16 protein-coding genes are annotated in these 17,308 nt (G+C 46.3%); 14 read left to right on the forward strand and 2 right to left on the reverse strand.

Features of this window, described 5'->3' with window-relative positions:
- Positions 1–21 precede the first annotated feature (21 nt).
- Positions 22–960, reverse strand: coding sequence for a hydroxymethylbilane synthase (gene hemC / locus ACGHAV_RS09440; protein ID WP_390379552.1), 939 nt, complete (start codon positions 958–960; stop codon positions 22–24).
- A gap of 175 nt (positions 961–1,135) precedes the next feature.
- Between hemC and ACGHAV_RS09445 the strand changes: the two genes are divergently transcribed.
- Entirely contained in the window at positions 1,136–2,197 is a 1,062-nt protein-coding gene (locus tag ACGHAV_RS09445; protein ID WP_390379554.1) for a GGDEF domain-containing protein, read from the forward strand.
- A gap of 125 nt (positions 2,198–2,322) precedes the next feature.
- Here ACGHAV_RS09445 and ACGHAV_RS09450 read toward each other — a convergent pair whose 3' ends face one another.
- Positions 2,323–2,994 (reverse strand): alpha/beta hydrolase, encoded by a 672-nt coding sequence (locus ACGHAV_RS09450; RefSeq protein WP_390379557.1) that lies wholly within the window; start codon positions 2,992–2,994, stop codon positions 2,323–2,325.
- Positions 2,995–3,248: 254 nt separating this feature from the next.
- Between ACGHAV_RS09450 and gmk the strand changes: the two genes are divergently transcribed.
- The 13 genes from gmk (at position 3,249) to ACGHAV_RS09515 (ending at position 17,300) form a co-directional block, all read left to right on the forward strand.
- Entirely contained in the window at positions 3,249–3,890 is a 642-nt protein-coding gene (gmk, locus tag ACGHAV_RS09455) for a guanylate kinase (protein WP_390379560.1), read from the forward strand.
- A gap of 172 nt (positions 3,891–4,062) precedes the next feature.
- Entirely contained in the window at positions 4,063–4,335 is a 273-nt protein-coding gene (gene rpoZ / locus ACGHAV_RS09460; RefSeq protein WP_334014604.1) for a DNA-directed RNA polymerase subunit omega, read from the forward strand.
- Between the two features lie 143 nt (positions 4,336–4,478).
- Positions 4,479–6,590: a bifunctional GTP diphosphokinase/guanosine-3',5'-bis pyrophosphate 3'-pyrophosphohydrolase gene (gene spoT / locus ACGHAV_RS09465; protein ID WP_390379563.1), complete on the forward strand. Its 2,112-nt coding sequence runs from the start codon at positions 4,479–4,481 to the stop codon at positions 6,588–6,590.
- A gap of 21 nt (positions 6,591–6,611) precedes the next feature.
- The gene (locus tag ACGHAV_RS09470) at positions 6,612–6,998 is read left to right on the forward strand and encodes a RidA family protein (RefSeq protein WP_334014601.1); all 387 of its coding nucleotides are present in this window, start codon (positions 6,612–6,614) and stop codon (positions 6,996–6,998) included.
- A gap of 3 nt (positions 6,999–7,001) precedes the next feature.
- Entirely contained in the window at positions 7,002–7,706 is a 705-nt protein-coding gene (gene trmH, locus ACGHAV_RS09475; RefSeq protein ID WP_390379566.1) for a tRNA (guanosine(18)-2'-O)-methyltransferase TrmH, read from the forward strand.
- Positions 7,707–7,943: 237 nt separating this feature from the next.
- On the forward strand, positions 7,944–10,016 hold the full coding sequence (gene recG / locus ACGHAV_RS09480; RefSeq protein WP_390379569.1) for an ATP-dependent DNA helicase RecG: 2,073 nt from the start codon (positions 7,944–7,946) through the stop codon (positions 10,014–10,016).
- Positions 10,009–10,797: a class I SAM-dependent methyltransferase gene (locus ACGHAV_RS09485; protein WP_390379572.1), complete on the forward strand. Its 789-nt coding sequence runs from the start codon at positions 10,009–10,011 to the stop codon at positions 10,795–10,797. Before recG ends, ACGHAV_RS09485 begins: the two co-directional genes overlap by 8 nt.
- Before the next feature lie 9 nt (positions 10,798–10,806).
- Complete coding sequence (locus ACGHAV_RS09490; RefSeq protein ID WP_390379574.1) at positions 10,807–11,280, forward strand: peroxiredoxin; 474 nt, start codon at positions 10,807–10,809, stop codon at positions 11,278–11,280.
- 418 nt (positions 11,281–11,698) lie between these two features.
- Positions 11,699–12,523 (forward strand): hypothetical protein, encoded by an 825-nt coding sequence (locus ACGHAV_RS09495; protein ID WP_390379577.1) that lies wholly within the window; start codon positions 11,699–11,701, stop codon positions 12,521–12,523.
- A 9-nt stretch (positions 12,524–12,532) separates the two neighbouring features.
- Complete coding sequence (locus ACGHAV_RS09500) at positions 12,533–13,567, forward strand: extracellular solute-binding protein (protein ID WP_390379580.1); 1,035 nt, start codon at positions 12,533–12,535, stop codon at positions 13,565–13,567.
- On the forward strand, positions 13,564–15,084 hold the full coding sequence (locus tag ACGHAV_RS09505; protein ID WP_390379583.1) for an ABC transporter permease: 1,521 nt from the start codon (positions 13,564–13,566) through the stop codon (positions 15,082–15,084). Before ACGHAV_RS09500 ends, ACGHAV_RS09505 begins: the two co-directional genes overlap by 4 nt.
- The gene (locus ACGHAV_RS09510) at positions 15,084–16,115 is read left to right on the forward strand and encodes an ABC transporter ATP-binding protein (protein ID WP_390379586.1); all 1,032 of its coding nucleotides are present in this window, start codon (positions 15,084–15,086) and stop codon (positions 16,113–16,115) included. The genes ACGHAV_RS09505 and ACGHAV_RS09510 overlap by 1 nt, the downstream gene beginning before the upstream one ends.
- Before the next feature lie 3 nt (positions 16,116–16,118).
- The gene (locus tag ACGHAV_RS09515) at positions 16,119–17,300 is read left to right on the forward strand and encodes an NAD(P)/FAD-dependent oxidoreductase (protein WP_390379589.1); all 1,182 of its coding nucleotides are present in this window, start codon (positions 16,119–16,121) and stop codon (positions 17,298–17,300) included.
- Positions 17,301–17,308: the final 8 nt, after the last annotated feature.

Below are 17,308 nucleotides of genomic sequence, written 5' to 3' on the forward strand. Positions count from 1 at the left end.
TGGTATGGCTCTTAAGTTAGCTTAGTTATACAGCGCTTTAAGGATGTCACCTGCGCCCTGCGCTAACAGTGCTTCGGCTACTTCAACGCCTATGCTCGTAGCGTTATCTCGCGGCGCTGTTGCCGATGCAAAAAGCAGTTCTGAACCATCTGGTTTGCCAACCATACCAGTTAGCGTAAGGGCATCACCGTCAAGCGTTGCAAAGCTGCCAATGGGCACTTGGCAGCCGCCTTCAAGGCGCTCATTCATTGCGCGCTCTGCGGTTACACGACTATTAGTGTCTGTATGGTTTAATGCTTGTAGTAGCTCAATTAATTCAGCGTCATCATTTCTACACTCAATGCCTACAGCACCTTGTCCCACTGCTGGTAGCGAAATATCTGCCGGTAACGGCATACGAATACGCGATTCCATCTCTAGTCGAATTAACCCTGCAGAGGCAAGAATAATGGCGTCGTATTCGCCCGCATCTAATTTGGCAAGGCGCGTGTTTACGTTGCCGCGTAAGTCTTTAATAACTAAGTCTGGACGAAACTTTCTAATTTGGCATTGGCGTCGAAGGCTTGATGTACCTACAACTGCACCGTGTGGAAGAGCATCTAATGAGTCGAAACTATTTGAAACAAACGCATCGAATGGGTTTTCTCGCTCGCAAATAGCATGAAGCCCAAAGCCTTCAGGAAATTCAACGGGAACGTCTTTCATTGAATGCACGGCTATGTCGGCGCGACCTTCAAGCATGGCGACTTCAAGCTCTTTAATAAACAGCCCTTTGCCACCAATTTTGGCAAGGGGAGTATCTAGAATTTTGTCACCTTGGGTGCTCATAGGTACTAGCTCAACCGCCATTGTGGGGTAATGCTCCAGCAGTTTTGCCTTTACATATTCGGCTTGCCAAAGCGCTAAAGCACTTTTTCTTGTGGCAATTCTAATGGTGCGTGTGGTGTTGAGATTACTCATGGCCTTTCCAAAACTCTAAATTATTAAACTTTATCTATTTCTAGTGCTTAGTATACGCGTTTTCGAACACAAAGTTTGCATGTATAACGAGTTTTCTATTTGTAGATTGGATAAAAACCAGTCTATGCTATGTGTGAATTATGTAGTTGATAATTAAACGGAGATTAAGTGTTGTATGGACCATTCATCGGTACGACAGTTGTTAAGGAATTCGCAGCAGGATGAAGCCGAAACGAAAAGAAGGCGATTAACGCTTTATTTTATTTCGTATGTTGGCGGCACCATTATGGCCTTTATGGCGTGGCTCAACTATGGGGGCGGCGATACATTGCTGGTTGGCTCTCTGGCGGCATCAGCTGCGGTAGTCTACGCCAATGTTGCGCTTTCCCATGCGTTCCCGCGAAACGATACGTTTTATTATATTGCTGGCCTTATCGTAGTCTTTACCGTTAATGCGCTGGTGTACACCGGTGGTTTGAATAACACGGGCCTGTACTTTATTTTTCCACTCATTTTCATTCAAATTATAGTGGTGCGTTTTAAGCCTGCCATCGTGTATGTGTCGGTTACTTTGGGTATAGCCATAGCCCTATTGTTCAATCAAGAACTCATAGTTGCAGAATATCCGCCTGAACACGTGTCACGATTTTTAATTGCTACGCTTTGTTTTATTTGTGTTGCGTTTATTGGCGAGAACTTTTGGCATCAAAGCCGAAAAGAAATGCTGAAAGAAAACTTAGAGCGAATGCGTCAGGCGAATACCGACCCACTCACTAAACTGCCAAACAGACGCTTTCTTGATGCGGTATTTTTTGATAGAGCCATGGAAGACCCTGTATCGTATTTCCCTTTAAGCGCGGTAGTGGTTGATATTGATCACTTCAAAAAAATTAACGACACCTATGGCCATGACGTGGGTGACGATGTGCTTATTCATTTCACTCAGCTAATGAAAGAATGTGTAAGAAATACCGATGTCGTTGCTCGAACAGGCGGTGAAGAGTTTCTCATTCTTTTCCCTCACGCTACATTAAGCCAAGCGGTAAAACTTGCAGAAAAAATTAGGGAAAATGTAGAAGCAAACCCGTTTATTCAAGGCGACATTAACCATCCAATAACGGCAAGCTTTGGTGTAGCAACTGCGTTAACAGACTCCAATATAAACGCCGCCCTTAAACAGGCTGACGATAAACTTTATGTAGCGAAAAAGAACGGTCGTAACAGGGTGGTGGAATAACACTGTTTTGCTTCGCTGGCATTGAGGTATTGGTAATTAACGGTGCTATAAATGCTGTTATTAAAACTAAAAAACCGCTTTTTAAAGCGGTTTTTTGTGTTTCTAACAATATAGGAACTGGCGTACTACTTAAGTACCTTCTGCAGCCAAGCGCTTATGTCGTTTAATTCTTCTATGCATACGTTGTGCTGCATCATATAAGTTTGCCACGTCACGTCAAACCCATTACCTTTCAGTACTTCATACGCTGCGTTACCCATGAAAACAGGTACCACTTCATCTTGCTCACCGTGGGCCATCATTATGGGCGTTGTTTTATTTGTGTTCTGCGCATCGTTTACTAGTAAGGTTGGCTCGCACATATAGGTAGAGAGCGCTAGCACGCCGGCAAATTTGTGTTTAATTCGCGGTGCAATGTGAAGTGCAATAACACCGCCTTGCGAGAAGCCTGCCAACACAATACGGTTTGCAGGAATGCCATTGTCAATTTGCGCTTGAATGAGCTGTTCAACTTGTTCTGCAGATTCTTGTACACCCGCTAAATCGGCGCGGCTGTCAAAATCCATTGATTTTATGTCGTACCACGCGCGCATGCGCATGCCCCCGTTTATAGTGATAGGGCGTTCCGGCGCGTGGGGAAAGATAAACTTAACCGCAAGGCTACTGGGAAGCTTTAACTCAGGAACGATTGGCGCGAATCCGTGACCCGAGTCACCAAGGCCGTGTAACCAAATAACACATGCTGTAGGTGTTGTTGTTGGATTTATTTCCACGCATGGTAAAAGTTGCTTATTCATCTTTCTTTTCCTAATTATAAGCGCTTTTTTAGTTACTACAGGGCAGTAACTGAAGTGCAACTACTACAAAGCGATATCCTTTATCGCCCTAAAAAGCACGGTTTCTCTTGTTTTAATTTAGGTTCAGAAGCCACACCATATTGTTTAGTGGCGTGCAGCATAGCTCACACAATATTGGTTGTTACGGCTGTGATGCTAGATATGCTATCATTGCGATAAGAAATCACCATACTTTGATAGAATTTTAATATTTTATGGCTTCACTCCTTGGCAACTTATTTATACTTGCAGCACCTTCCGGTGCGGGCAAATCTAGCCTGATAAAGGCACTCATGGAAAAATACGAAGGGAACAGCACAACACCAATGCAGGTGTCTGTGTCACATACCACGCGTGCACCGCGCCCGGGCGAGGAAGACGGCGTGCATTACCATTTTGTAAGCCGAGAGCAGTTTGAAGCACTTATCGAACAAGGCGTATTTTTTGAGTACGCCGAAGTGTTTGGCAATTATTACGGCACGTCGCGCGTTACTATTGAACAAACACTGCATCGAGGAATAGACGTGTTTCTAGACATCGACTGGCAAGGTGCAAGACAGGTGAAGAAGCTAATGCCAGATACCTGTGGAATCTTTATTTTGCCACCATCGCTTAATGTATTAGAGCAGCGCCTAAACAATCGCGGTCAAGACAGTGAAGAAGTCATAGCTGGACGTATGTCTCAGGCTGTTTCTGAAATGTCGCATTTTAACGAGTTCGATCATGTAATAGTCAATGACGACTTTGCAACCGCGCTCAGTGAACTTGAAGCAGTGGTTACGGCACAGCGTTTACGAACTGTAAAACAAGAAATGCGTCATCAACCTTTGTTGGACGAATTGCTTGGTAGCGCGTAAGCTAAACCCAGTAATTAGATAATGTGATTTGCAAAATTAGCCGCGAAGGGCGTGATCAACGCGATCTTGCTGTGCTAATTTCAAACAAAACGCTAGGATCGCGATATACAACCATGTATACTACGCGGCCGTTTTTTGAATAACTTGCTCAACCTAATTTTCGGAGATATACATGGCTCGCGTAACTGTAGAAGATGCCGTAGATAAAATTGGTAACCGCTTTGACCTAGTGCTTGTTGCTGCACGCCGTGCACGTCAAATTGCCACTGAAGGCAAAGATCCTATGGTTGACGTTCAAAACGACAAGCCAACCGTAACTGCACTTCGTGAAATTGAAGAAGGCTTAGTTACTGCTGCTACACTTGAGCAAGCAGAACTTCAAGCTCAAGAACAGCAAGAACACGCTGAGTTTGCATCGGTAGCAAACATTTTATCTGAGCAGTAAAAAGTACCCTTTAAGGGCTTTTACGACAAATTTAGCGCCAGTGCTTTGAAAAAGCACTGGCGCTTTACTTTTGGCGTATTGGAATATAGCAGAATAAGACGTATTCTTAAGGTTGTAACGTTTTATAAGGGTCACGCTTAACAGTGTATTTGTTTGAAGGTTTAAAGCAGAAAGTTATTGAGTATTTACCAGCCGAGCGAGTGCAGCTGGTTCAAGATGCTTTTATTTTGGCGCAAGAGGCCCACGATGGCCAAATGCGTTCAAGTGGCGACCCCTACATTACGCACCCTGTAGCTGTGGCAGGTATTCTTGCCGATATGCACCTTGACCATGAAACTATCATGGCAGCACTTTTACACGATGTTATTGAAGATACGCATTACAACAAAGAAGATTTAGCCAGTGCATTTGGCGACACGGTTGCGGAGTTAGTTGAAGGTGTAAGTAAGCTAGATAAACTGGCGTTTGGCTCCAAACAAGAGGCGCAGGCAGAAAACTTCCGCAAAATGATGATGGCCATGGTACAAGATATCAGGGTTATTCTAATTAAGCTGGCCGACCGTACTCACAATATGCGCACGTTGGGCTCACTTCGCCCAGACAAGCGCCGTCGTATTGCCCTTGAAACCCTTGAGATTTATGCGCCTATCGCGCATCGCTTAGGTATTCACGATATTAAAAACGAGCTTGAAGATTTAGGTTTTCAGGCCATGTACCCAATGCGCCATCGTGCGCTCAAATCTGCTGTTCGTCAGGCGCGCGGTAACCGAAAGGAAATCATTGAAAATATTCGCACCGAGCTAAATACTCGCTTAACCGCTTATGAGATTGAGTCTGATGTTCTAGGCCGAGAAAAGCACCTGTATTCCATTTACCGGAAAATGAAAAACAAAGAACTGATGTTCAATGAGGTAATGGATATTTATGCTTTCCGTATTGTGGTGAACACGGTAGATAATTGCTATCGCGCGCTAGGCGCAATGCATGGGCTATATAAGCCTATCGAAAACCGCTTTAAAGACTACATTGCTATTCCTCGCACAAATGGCTATCAATCGCTGCATACGTCACTCATTGGGCCTCACGGTATACCCGTTGAAATCCAAATTCGTACACAGGAAATGGATCAGATGGCCGACAAAGGGGTGGCTGCGCATTGGCTTTATAAAGAGCCCGGCGACAATGGCACAACCGCGCAGCTTCGAGCCCGCAAGTGGATGCAAAGCCTGCTTGAACTTCAACAGTCGGCCAGTTCGTCGTTTGAATTTATTGAATCGGTAAAAACCGACCTTTTCCCAGATGAAATTTACGTTTTCACTCCAGATGGTCGCATCATTGAGCTACCTATGGGCGCTACAGCGGTCGACTTTGCTTATGCCGTACACTCAGATGTGGGTAATACGTGCGTTGGTGTGCGTGTTGAACGCAGAAACTTTAGCCTTAGTAAGCCGCTTGAAAATGGCCAAACCGTAGAAATTATTACTTCACCTAAAGCTAAGCCTAATGCGAACTGGCTGAACTTTGTGGTGAGTGCTCGCGCTCGTGGCAGAATTCGCCAGTATTTGCGCAAACAGCACTCGCAAGAAGCAGTGAACATGGGTAACCGTCTGTTACGTCATGCATTAGGCACGGTGAAACTTGACGATATTCCGCAAGAAGATATCGATCGCGTAGTCGCTGAAACCAAGCACGACAGCTTTGACGACTTGCTGGTCGACATTGGTTTGGGCAACGAACTTAGCGCCATTGTTGCGCGTAGGCTACTTGGTGAAAGTACCAATGACCTGTCGGACAAAAAAGGTAATGTAGCCATTCGCGGAACGGAAGGGCTTTTAGTGAATTACTCACGTTGTTGTCATCCTATTCCAGACGATGAAATTGTGGCTGTATTAAGTCCTGGTCGCGGTATGACCATTCACCAAACAGGCTGTAACAACATTCGTAAACTTGCACGAGAAGAGCCACAGCGCGTGCTTCCAATGCAGTGGGACGATGAACCACAGGGCGAATTTAAAGCGTCGCTACGTATCGAACTGTTTAACCATCAGGGCACACTGGCAACATTAACGAACACTATCTCTGGGTGCGATTCCAATATCATTGGTCTGCAAACTGAAGAGAAAGAGAGTAATATTTACTTTATTGACCTAGAACTCACTACACATAACCGTGTGCACTTGGCTCGCGTGATGAAGAAAATTCGTACCATGCCAGAGGTTCAAAGAGTGTCTCGTCACAGTCAATCTCGACACTAAATTACATTTTTAGGAACTCTTATGTCTAAGTCTATTATTCAGACCGATAAGGCACCTGCTGCTATTGGTACTTATAGCCAAGCAGCGAAAGCAGGCACTACCGTTTATTTATCAGGCCAAATTCCACTTGTGCCAGAAACCATGGAAATGGTCTCTGACGAGTTTGAAGCGCAAGCTGTACAGGTATTTGAAAACGTGAAAGCAGTGTGTGAAGCTGCTGGTGGTAGCACTAACGACTTGGTGAAAGTAAATATCTTTCTTACCGATCTTGGTCATTTCGCGTTAGTGAATGAGATTATGAGCCGTTATTTCAATACGCCTTATCCAGCACGTGCAGCCGTTCAAGTTTCAGCGCTTCCAAAGGGCGCACAAATTGAAATTGATGGCGTAATGGAACTGCCGGAGTAAGTCATGTCACCTGAGCGTTACCAGCGAATTAGAGAAGTGCTGGAAAAAAGGCAAACCGACTTAACGGTATGTCTTGAAAATGTGCATAAGCCACACAATGTGTCGGCGGTTGTACGAACGTGTGATGCAGTGGGCATTCATCGTGTACATACCGTGTGGGAAAAGCAGTATCAATTCAGACGCGGTACTGCCATGGGCAGCCAGCAATGGGTACGCCAAACAAACCACATGAATATCGCAGATGCTATGACTGACCTTAAAGGGCAGGGCATGCAGGTATTGGTTACTAATTTGTCTGAGACCGCTGTAGATTTTCGTGATATCGATTACACCAAACCTACCGCTATTTTGTTTGGACAAGAAAAATACGGCGCTACAGATGAAGCTAAAGCATTAGCCGATCAGGATATTGTTATACCTATGATGGGCATGGTGCAGTCGCTTAATGTGTCTGTTGCAGCAGCACTGGTACTTTACGAAGCACAGCGTCAACGCACTATTGCGGGTATGTACAACACACAGCATCTTGCAGAAGAAGAGTGTCAGGCACTGGCATTTGAAAATGGTTATCCGCGTTTGTTTAAGCTTTGTCAGCGTAAGGGGCTAGCACTTCCACCTATCAATGAATTAGGTGAAATTGCTGCCGATGATAGCTGGTGGCAAGAGATGCAAATTACTCAAGCCGAAGCGAACGCGTTAGAAGCATAATAGCAAATAGGTTAAACAGCCTTGCGCATCGAGTATCGGTATATCGAGTTTTGGTACAAAGCACAAACAAATAAAAAGCCTGCCTAAACCGCAGGCTTTATTTTTGGCCTTAAAAAACTGGACCAAAGCGTACTCGCCAACCTAGCCACAATCCTTTACACTTTCCGTTACTAAGGGCATGTTATCCCTCATCGTTTTTTATTTTTTATCAGTTATTTGAAAGAAGGACATAACTGAATGCAAGCACTCGCCACTACTCCTATTACTGCGCTTAAAGGCGTAGGCGCTAAGGTGGCAGAAAAACTCAACAAAATAGGGCTATTTACGCTTCAAGACATTCTGTTTCACTTACCGCATAGGTATGAAGACAGAACGCGTATTTACAGTGTGGCCGAGTGTCGCCCTTTTACGCATGTAAGTGTGCAGGGCGAGGTAATGAGTGCCGACATTCAATATGGTAAAAAGCGAATGCTGGTGGTTAAGCTAAGCGATGGTACGGGCACTATTACCCTGCGCTTTTTCCATTTTGGTGCTGTGCAGCGTTCTATGATGACGCCGGGCAACACGGTTCGCTGCTTTGGTGAGGTGCGAACCGGCAAGTGGGGCATTGAAATGATGCACCCTGAATTTAAGCTGGTAGATGAAGACGCCCCGCCCAGTGAAGAATCACTAACCCCAGTTTACCCGACTACTGACGGTGTAAAGCAGCTTACGCTTAGAAATTTAACGGAACAAGCATTAGCATTACTTGATAAAGGCGCACTGGCAGACCTGCTGCCGGAAGGCATATACGACGAACAAATTAGCCTGAATGAAGCGCTTCACCTTGTGCATCGGCCTCCGCCAGATGTAGATGTACATGAAATGGAAGAAGGACTGCACCCTGCACAATACCGTCTTATTCTAGAAGAGCTGCTGTCGCATCATTTAAGCGTTTTGAAAGTGCGCAAGCTGTCTGATGCACAACCAGGCATTCCAATTGAAGTAAACCAAACACTTATCGATAAGCTTCTTGCGCAGTTGCCCTTTTCGCCAACCGGTGCTCAGCAGCGTGTTGTTGCCGATATACAAAAAGACATGCAGCACGCCAGACCAATGATGCGCTTGGTCCAAGGCGACGTAGGCTCGGGTAAAACCTTGGTAGCTGCACTTGCCGCGCTGTCGGCTATTGGCGCGGGCCATCAAGTGGCGCTTATGGCACCAACAGAATTACTTGCAGAACAACACGCCAATAACTTTAGAGGCTGGCTAGAGCCGCTTGGCATTGAGGTAGGCTGGTTAGCCGGCAAACTGAAGGGCAAGGTACGTAATGAAGTATTAGCGCGTCTAGAAGCTGGCGATATTCAAATGCTGGTCGGCACACACGCAATTTTCCAAGAGAGCGTGAACTATCAACAATTGGCGCTTGTGATTGTAGATGAGCAGCACAGGTTTGGTGTACATCAACGACTAGCCCTACGTGATAAAGGTGAACAGCAGGGGCGTTATCCGCACCAGCTTATTATGACTGCCACACCCATTCCAAGAACGCTGGCAATGACCGCTTATGCCGACCTAGATACTTCTGTGATTGATGAACTTCCTCCAGGGCGCACCCCTGTGCAAACGGTGGTGCTGCCTGATACGCGTCGCGCCGACGTTATCGAGCGTGTACGCCAAGCATGTAAGGACAACGGCAGACAAGCGTACTGGGTGTGTACGCTTATTGATGAATCGGAAGTGCTTGAATGCCAAGCTGCCGAAGATGCAGCAGTAACGTTACGTACGGCATTACCCGACTTACAGGTTGGCTTAGTACATGGGCGACTAAAGCCTGCAGAAAAAGCGCAAGTAATGGCCGACTTCAAAGATGGAAAGTTAGACTTATTAGTCGCCACTACCGTCATTGAGGTAGGCGTAGATGTCCCTAATGCCAGTATTATGATAATTGAAAACCCAGAGCGTTTGGGCTTGGCTCAACTGCATCAGCTGCGCGGTCGAGTAGGGCGGGGCGCTGTAGAAAGTCAGTGCGTGCTAATGTATCAAAGCCCGTTATCAAAAACGGCTACTCAGCGTTTAGGGGTGCTACGAGAGTCGAACGACGGGTTTTACATAGCGCAGCGCGACTTAGAAATTCGTGGTCCGGGTGAGTTTATGGGTACTAAGCAAACGGGCATGGCAGAACTTAAAATTGCCGATTTGGTGCGCGATGCCGCATTAATACCAAGAGTACAAGAAATTGCATACACGCTATGGGACAAATATCCATCGCACGCGCAAGCAATTATTAACCGCTGGATTGGACACAAGGAGCAGTACGGCCATGCTTAGTCAGCTTCCTATCGTTGTTGCCAGTGCATCAGATGATGAATTGTACGAAGCCGACAACCAGCTAGCGCTCAGTATAAGCGCTAAATGGGGCTTCCCCGTACTATCACACAATGAAAAACCGTCGGAAGGGCTTTATTTACAAGTATACCAAGACGTACTTGGTCTTGCTGATGCAAGTGAGAAAAAAGTGCTGCCGGTGGAAGTGGACTTTGCCTCACCGGCCAGTTTGTACAGAAAGCAGCATGGTGGCGGGCGTAAAGAGCCGATAGTAAAGGCAATTGGGCTTAAAGGTAACGATGCATGGCATGTGGTTGATGCAACGCCAGGTTTAGGGCGCGATGCCTTTGTACTGGTAAGCGTAGGTTGTAGTGTAACTATGATCGAGCGGTCGCCGATAGTTGCTGCCTTGCTTGAAGATGGAATACGGCGTTTAGCGCTGACTTTTCCTGACCTTGCCAACCGAATGTCACTTCAGCATGGAAATAGTGCCGAGGTAATGCAATACTTCAAAGGTGAAAGCGTGGATGCTATTTATCTAGACCCCATGTTTCCACATAAAAAGAAATCAGCCTTGGTGAAAAAGGAAATGCGGCTGTTTCAGCAACTGCTAGGGCACGACCCTGATGCAGATGCGCTGTTGCCGCCAGCACTAATGCTAGCCACGCACCGGGTCGTCGTGAAACGCCCAAATAGTGCAGATGTGCTGGCCGGAGAAAAACCATCAATGGCCATTGAGAGTAAGAAACATCGATTTGACGTGTATTTGTGTCAGAAAAATTAGGAGAACCATATGATACAAGTTGGAAGCACTCTGCCTGAGGTGGATTTTAGCTTATTAGAAAACGGTGAAGTAACTAACCCTGGTACAAATGAACTGTTCACTGATAAAAAAGTGGTTGTGTTTGCTGTGCCTGGCGCTTTTACGCCAACCTGCTCGCATTCTCATCTTCCAGGCTATGTTGCCCTAGCAGATAAGATTAAAGCTAAAGGCGTCGACAGCATTATTTGTTTGTCGGTGAATGATGCGTTCGTAATGGATGCATGGGGCAAAGCAAACAATGCAGAAGAAATTTTAATGGTTGCCGACGGCAATGGTTACTTCACTAAACAAATTGGCCTAGACATGAGTACTGGTAACTTTGGCGGTATGCGTTCACTGCGTTATTCAATGCTTGTTGAAGACGGTAAAGTGAAAAAGCTTAACGTTGAAGACCCAGGTCGTTTTGACGTAAGCGACGCGCAAACCATGCTAGATAGCCTGTAAAAGCTAACATTCTCTTATGCGCCCATTGATGAAAACGGAAATGTGGCAAGCATAAGTACGCTAAATAATAAAAAAGCCCGCTGCAAAGAGCGGGCTTTTTGTTGGGATAGTGAAAAATTTGTATTTATGACCTTAACGTGTGAACTCTTTTATACAAGGCAGGTCTTTTTCATTAAACTGTCATAAGAGTATGATCTCTCACTTTCATTAATACGTTATATAACATGCGCTTAAAGTAGCATTAGTGTGCTTGTAATGCGTGCTAACAGCATTGAATAACGCAATGTTAACGTTTGAAATACGAGTTAAAACGCAGAGGGTGTGTGCGGTAAGCAGTAGCTGTTCGCGGCGTGTCACCTTTACTCTATTAATGATAATAAGTATCATTTGCGGCGATAATTAAGAATTAGGAAACAGTATGACAACAACACTAAAACGAATGAGCGCGCTAGTTTTTGCTTCTGCGATGTCTCTAGCTGTGGTGTCTCTAGCTATGGTGTCAAGTAGGGCCATGGCCAATGGTGAAATAGGCGACCACGTAAATAACCTGCATGCACATATCAGTGAATATACTGAAGAAGTGCATTGGTTAGAGAGCAAGTTCGGTAGTGTAGTTGACGCATACGCTGCGAAAGATAAGTCACTTAAAACAGATGCGCTTATTGAGTACTGGGAAGAAGTGGAATTCCATTCGGCCATTGAAACTCAATTTGTGCCAATTTATGCATCAATTTGGCAAGGCATATACGGCGTTAAAATGGCAATAGACGGTGGAAAGCCGTTGAGCGAAGTTCGCAAAGAGCAAGAGAACTTAAATCATGCCTTGTGGCAAGCGCTAGGCGCAGTTAAACTTGCCGCCCAATATCAGAAGAAAGGCTTAGTGGACGTGGTGAAAACTACGGAAAAAGAACCTACTACTGGCCCTGAAATGATTGACGATATTAAAACTCGCCTTGATCGTGTGGTGGCTAAATATGCAGAGCAATTACACGAAGTAGCAACAACGCTAGTTCACGACACCTATCTTCAGCGTTTCGAAGGTGTTGAAGGCGACCTAATTACAAAAGACGCAGCATTGGTTGAAGACTTGGAGAAAGACTTCAACGTTACGCTACCTCAAGCTATTTCGAAAAATAAAGGGGTAGACAGCGTACGAGCCGTAGTAGAAACCATGCAAACTAAGCTCGACCGCGCTCGCGCACTGCTAGTAGAAGCAGAAAAAAGTCGTAAAGACGTATTTTAAGGAAGCTTTATGCAAAGAAGAACATTCTTACAAGGCTTAGCGGCAGCAGGTGCGTTGGGCAGCATGCCCTTCGGTGCTTTGCAAGCCATGACGCAAACGGGCAGTGTGTCGGTTGAAACGCTTCCCAAATTAGAGGGTGATTTAACCCTTTACCTTGGTCGTGGTGAGGGCGGTCTTTACGAGAATGTGCTTAAAGCAATTGAAAAGCGTAATCCCAAACTAAATCTTAAAGTGCGCCGCGGCGGTTCAGCGGCGCTAGCCAATACTATTGTGGCGGAAACAAAAGCAGGTGTGAAACGCGCCGATTTGTTCTGGGCAGTAGATACGGGTTCTATTGGTGTAGTAACCGATGCAGGTGCGGCAAAGCCATTACCTGCCGACTTAACTGCCCAACTTAAAGATGGTTTTCAATATTCTAGCTGGTCTCCGGTAACAGGGCGCGTTCGTACGTTGCCATATAACACCAAGCGCGTATCTGAACAGCAAATCCCCGACAGCGTAATGGCACTTGCCGACAGCGACCTAAAAATTGGCTGGGCGCCTGCGTATTCATCATTCCAGTCTTTTGTAACTGCTATGCGTATTCTAGAAGGCGAAGCGGCAACCAAGTCATGGCTTAAGGGGATTAATCGTAATTCGAAAAAATACGCTGGTGAACTTGGTGTAGTAATGGGTGTTGAGCGAGGTGAGGTAGATATAGGTTTTGCGAACCACTATTACACCTTGCGCTTGAAATCAGGTAAGCCCGACGCCAACGTAGCGCTTGCCTATACCAACAACGATGCAGGATGTTTGGTGAATGCATCTGGCATCGTTGCATTAAGTGAAGGCAGCTTACCGGCTAACTTTATTCGTTACTTACTAAGCATTGAAGTTCAGGCGTACCTAGCTCGTGAAGCTTACGAAATACCCCTGGTACAAGGCGTAGACCAGCCTCAAGGGCTTGTAAGTTTAAGCGACCTGTCGCCGCCCGACATGGACCTGCGTAAATTGGCAGACTTGCGCCCCACTCTTAATATGATGAGGGATGTTGGCGTACTGTGACAAACTGGCCAAAGTCGTACCCACTGGCTCTACTAATAGCGCTGATGGCTTTATTGCCCGTCGGCGTTTTGTTTTCTTTAGCCCAAGACAGTGCGCAACTTTTCGATACCCATAACCTTCGCGTTTTAGGCAATACTTTATCTTTAGTGGTGCTAACCATCATTGGTGCTGTCGCTATCGGCGTACCACTTGCCTTTTTCACAGCCTACGTGCAAATGCCGTTTAAACGCTTTTGGCTAATATTACTTGCCGCGCCTCTTGCATTGCCCAGCTACATTGGCGCGTTTGCCATGTATTTCTCCTTTGGCCGCGGTGGTGAAATAGAAAACGTACTGGGCTTTTCTACTCCGCCTATAAGTGGACTTTGGGGCTCGGCACTTGTAATGAGCCTTTACACATACCCTTTCGTTATGATGACAACCCGTGCAAGCCTTTTGAGCTTAGACGCTAGCTTGGTAAATGCAGCGCGTACGTTAGGTTTGTCGCTTGGTGCAAGCCTATGGCGAGTTGTGCTGCCACGCGTAGTAAACAGCGTTGCAGCAGGTGCTCTATTGGCAGCGCTGTATGCGTTATCCGATTTTGGCACGCCTGCCATTATGGGGTTAGACACCTTCACGCGAGTTATCTTCGTAGAATACAACGCGTTCGGGCTTAGCCAAGCAGCCATGCTGAGTTTGCAGCTAATGGTTATTGTGTGCCTGATATTGTTTATAGAGAGCCGAATAGGTGGGGCAAAAGAGCGACCAGGTAAGCACCTTATGCTGTTTCCGGCACGTTGGCAGTGTAATGCCATGTTAGCCGCTGCGTTTCCTGTGGTATTTATGGCTATTATTTTGCCGTTGGCGGTATTTATATTGTGGCTTGTGCGCGAGGGCACAGGTGGGTTCGAGCTTGCTTATGCATGGAATTCTGCCCATGCGTCGTTTATTGCAGCCATTGTGGCGGTGTTATTAGCAATACCCGTTGCCAATGCGGCTATTGCAGGTAAAGCAGGGCGCTTTATGGAACGCATCACCTATTTTGGTTTTGGCGTGCCCGGCATTGTTATGGGTACGGCGTTGGTTTATGTGGGCCTTCAGCTTCCCGCGCTTTACCAAACCTTGAGCTTGCTGGTAATGGCGTATGTACTGCGTTTTATCCCGCTAGCGGTAGGTAGCGTTCGAACCACCTCTGAAAATATAGATTCTGGCTTAGTTAAGGCTGCCCGCGTATTAGGCGCTAGCCCGCGTGAAGCGTTTATGCGCATTACGCTTCCTCTTACCCTTCGTGGTATGATTGCAGGCGCTGCACTCGTATTTCTTGAAGCTATGCGAGAGCTACCCGCTACACTAATGCTTGGACCTACAGGCTTTGAAACACTGGCTACCTATATGTGGCGTGTATATGAAGCGGGTTACTTTGGCCGCGCGGCAGTACCTGGTTTATTGCTTGTGTTGTTATCTGGCGTAGGCTTAGTGCTTATGCTGTCGGGCGAAAGAAAAGCCCAATTTACTGTTACTGAGGATGATCGTTCGTAATGCTAAGTGTTAGTAATTTGTCTGTGAATTATGGGTCAACCCGCGTAGTCGACAAGTTAAACCTAGAGCTTGGGCACGACGAAATTCTTATGTTGGTAGGGCCGACTGGCTGCGGTAAAACCACTATATTGCAAGCACTAGCTGGGCTTATTCCTATTTCTGAAGGTTCAATGTCGTTGGGCAATTGGGAAAGCACGTCATCTAAACACGTACCACCTGAAAAGCGTAATGTGGGCATGGTGTTTCAAGATTTCGCTTTGTTTCCGCACCTTACCGTTCAGCAAAACGTGTGCTTTCGTTTAAAAGACACTGCCCTTGCTGATCATTGGATAAACCTACTGGGGCTAGATGCATTTCGCGATGCCAAGCCTGCGCGCTTGTCGGGCGGGCAAAAGCAACGCGTGGCGCTAGCAAGGACCTTAGCGCATGAGCCTTCGTTTGTGTTGCTAGATGAGCCATTATCGAACCTAGATGCAGCGCTTAAAGACAGTCTACGCTGGGAAATACGTGATGCACTTAAAAAAGCGGGTGTACCAGCCATTTGGGTAACGCACGACCAAGATGAAGCGTTAAGTGTTGGCGACAGAGTAGGTATTTTGAATAAAGGCGTGCTAGAGCAGTTAGACACGCCAGAAGCATGCTACTCAACGCCTTCAAGCCGCTTTGTGGCGCGCTTTATGGGTGAAGCAAGTTTCCTAACTGCCACCTTTGACAACAGCAGCAATAACCCAGATAACACGGTTGTTACTGATATAGGTAATGTTCCGGGTACGCCACTTCAAAACGCCAATGGCGATGTGGACTTGTTGGTTCGCCCTGATGACCTAAGCTTAAGTGCAACTCACCCTCAACCAAACGGCACGGTAGATTGGGTGCGTTACGAAGGTGAAAGTCGCTTGTATGCGGTTACACTAGATAACGGTAGCCAACTTAAAGTGCGTGTAAGCCATGAAAATGCCATTAAGCCCGGCGAACGAGCACATATGGCCTTAATTACCACACACCCACTCGCTGTATTTCCTCGGGGCTAAAACGTGATAAAGCGCGATGTAATTGTTATAGGTGCTGGTGCTGCCGGTCTTTTCTGTGCAGCACAAGCAGGTATGCGTGGAAGAAGCGTTGAAGTGCTAGATCATGCAAAAAAAGTAGGTCGCAAAATATTGATGTCGGGCGGTGGCCGCTGCAACTTCACTAATATGTATGCAGGCCCAGAAAACTTTCTTTCCCAAAACCCTCACTTTTGTAAGTCGGCATTAAGCCGCTACACCCAATGGGATTTTATCGGGCTAGTGGCCGACTACGGCATTGCTTATCATGAGAAAACACTTGGGCAATTGTTTTGCGACGATAGCGCAAAAGACATTGTAGATTTACTGCTTAAAGAGTGCGACAAAGCGGGCGTTACTATTACTACGCGTTGTGAAATTTTAAGCGTAGAAAAAGTAGAAAGTGGGTACTTACTTTCAACGTCGAACGGCGATTACGAATGTGAGTCTTTGGTGATTGCTACTGGCGGGTTAAGCATGCCTAAACTAGGCGCTACACCGTTTGGTTATAAAATTGCCGAGCAGTTTGGTCTCAATGTTTTGCCCACGCGGGCGGCACTTGTGCCATTTACGTTGCACGACAAAGACAAAGAAACGCTGGCAGAACTTAGCGGTATAGCCGTAGACGTTTACGCAAGCTGCAACGACACCACATTTAAAGAAGCTATGCTGTTTACTCACCGCGGCCTAAGTGGGCCTGCTATGCTGCAAATTTCAAGCTACTGGGAAGCGGGCGATAGCTTAAGCATTAATACGCTACCAAACCACGACACCCACGCATTTATTAAAGAAGCGCGTGAAAGTACACCCGATGCGTTGCTGGCCACATGCTTAAATAAAGTATTTCCAAAGCGCATGGTACAAAGCTTCATTGAGTATAATCAGTGGCGCAACGTACCAGTGAAGCAACTATCTCACACCGAATGCGACACCATTGCCAACACGTTAGAGAATTGGCAAGTAAAACCTAACGGCACAGAAGGCTACCGCACCGCAGAAGTCACCATTGGTGGTGTAGACACTAATGAACTTTCATCAAAAACCATGATGGCGAAAAACGTAGAAGGCCTATATTTCATTGGCGAAGTAGTAGATGTAACGGGCTGGCTAGGTGGCTTTAACTTCCAGTGGGCATGGAGCAGCGGCTGGGCAGCAGGGCAGGTGGTGTAGTAGCTCTT

It is taken from the genome of Alteromonas sp. MTD1 (assembly GCF_042848195.1).
GTDB lineage: Bacteria > Pseudomonadota > Gammaproteobacteria > Enterobacterales > Alteromonadaceae > Alteromonas.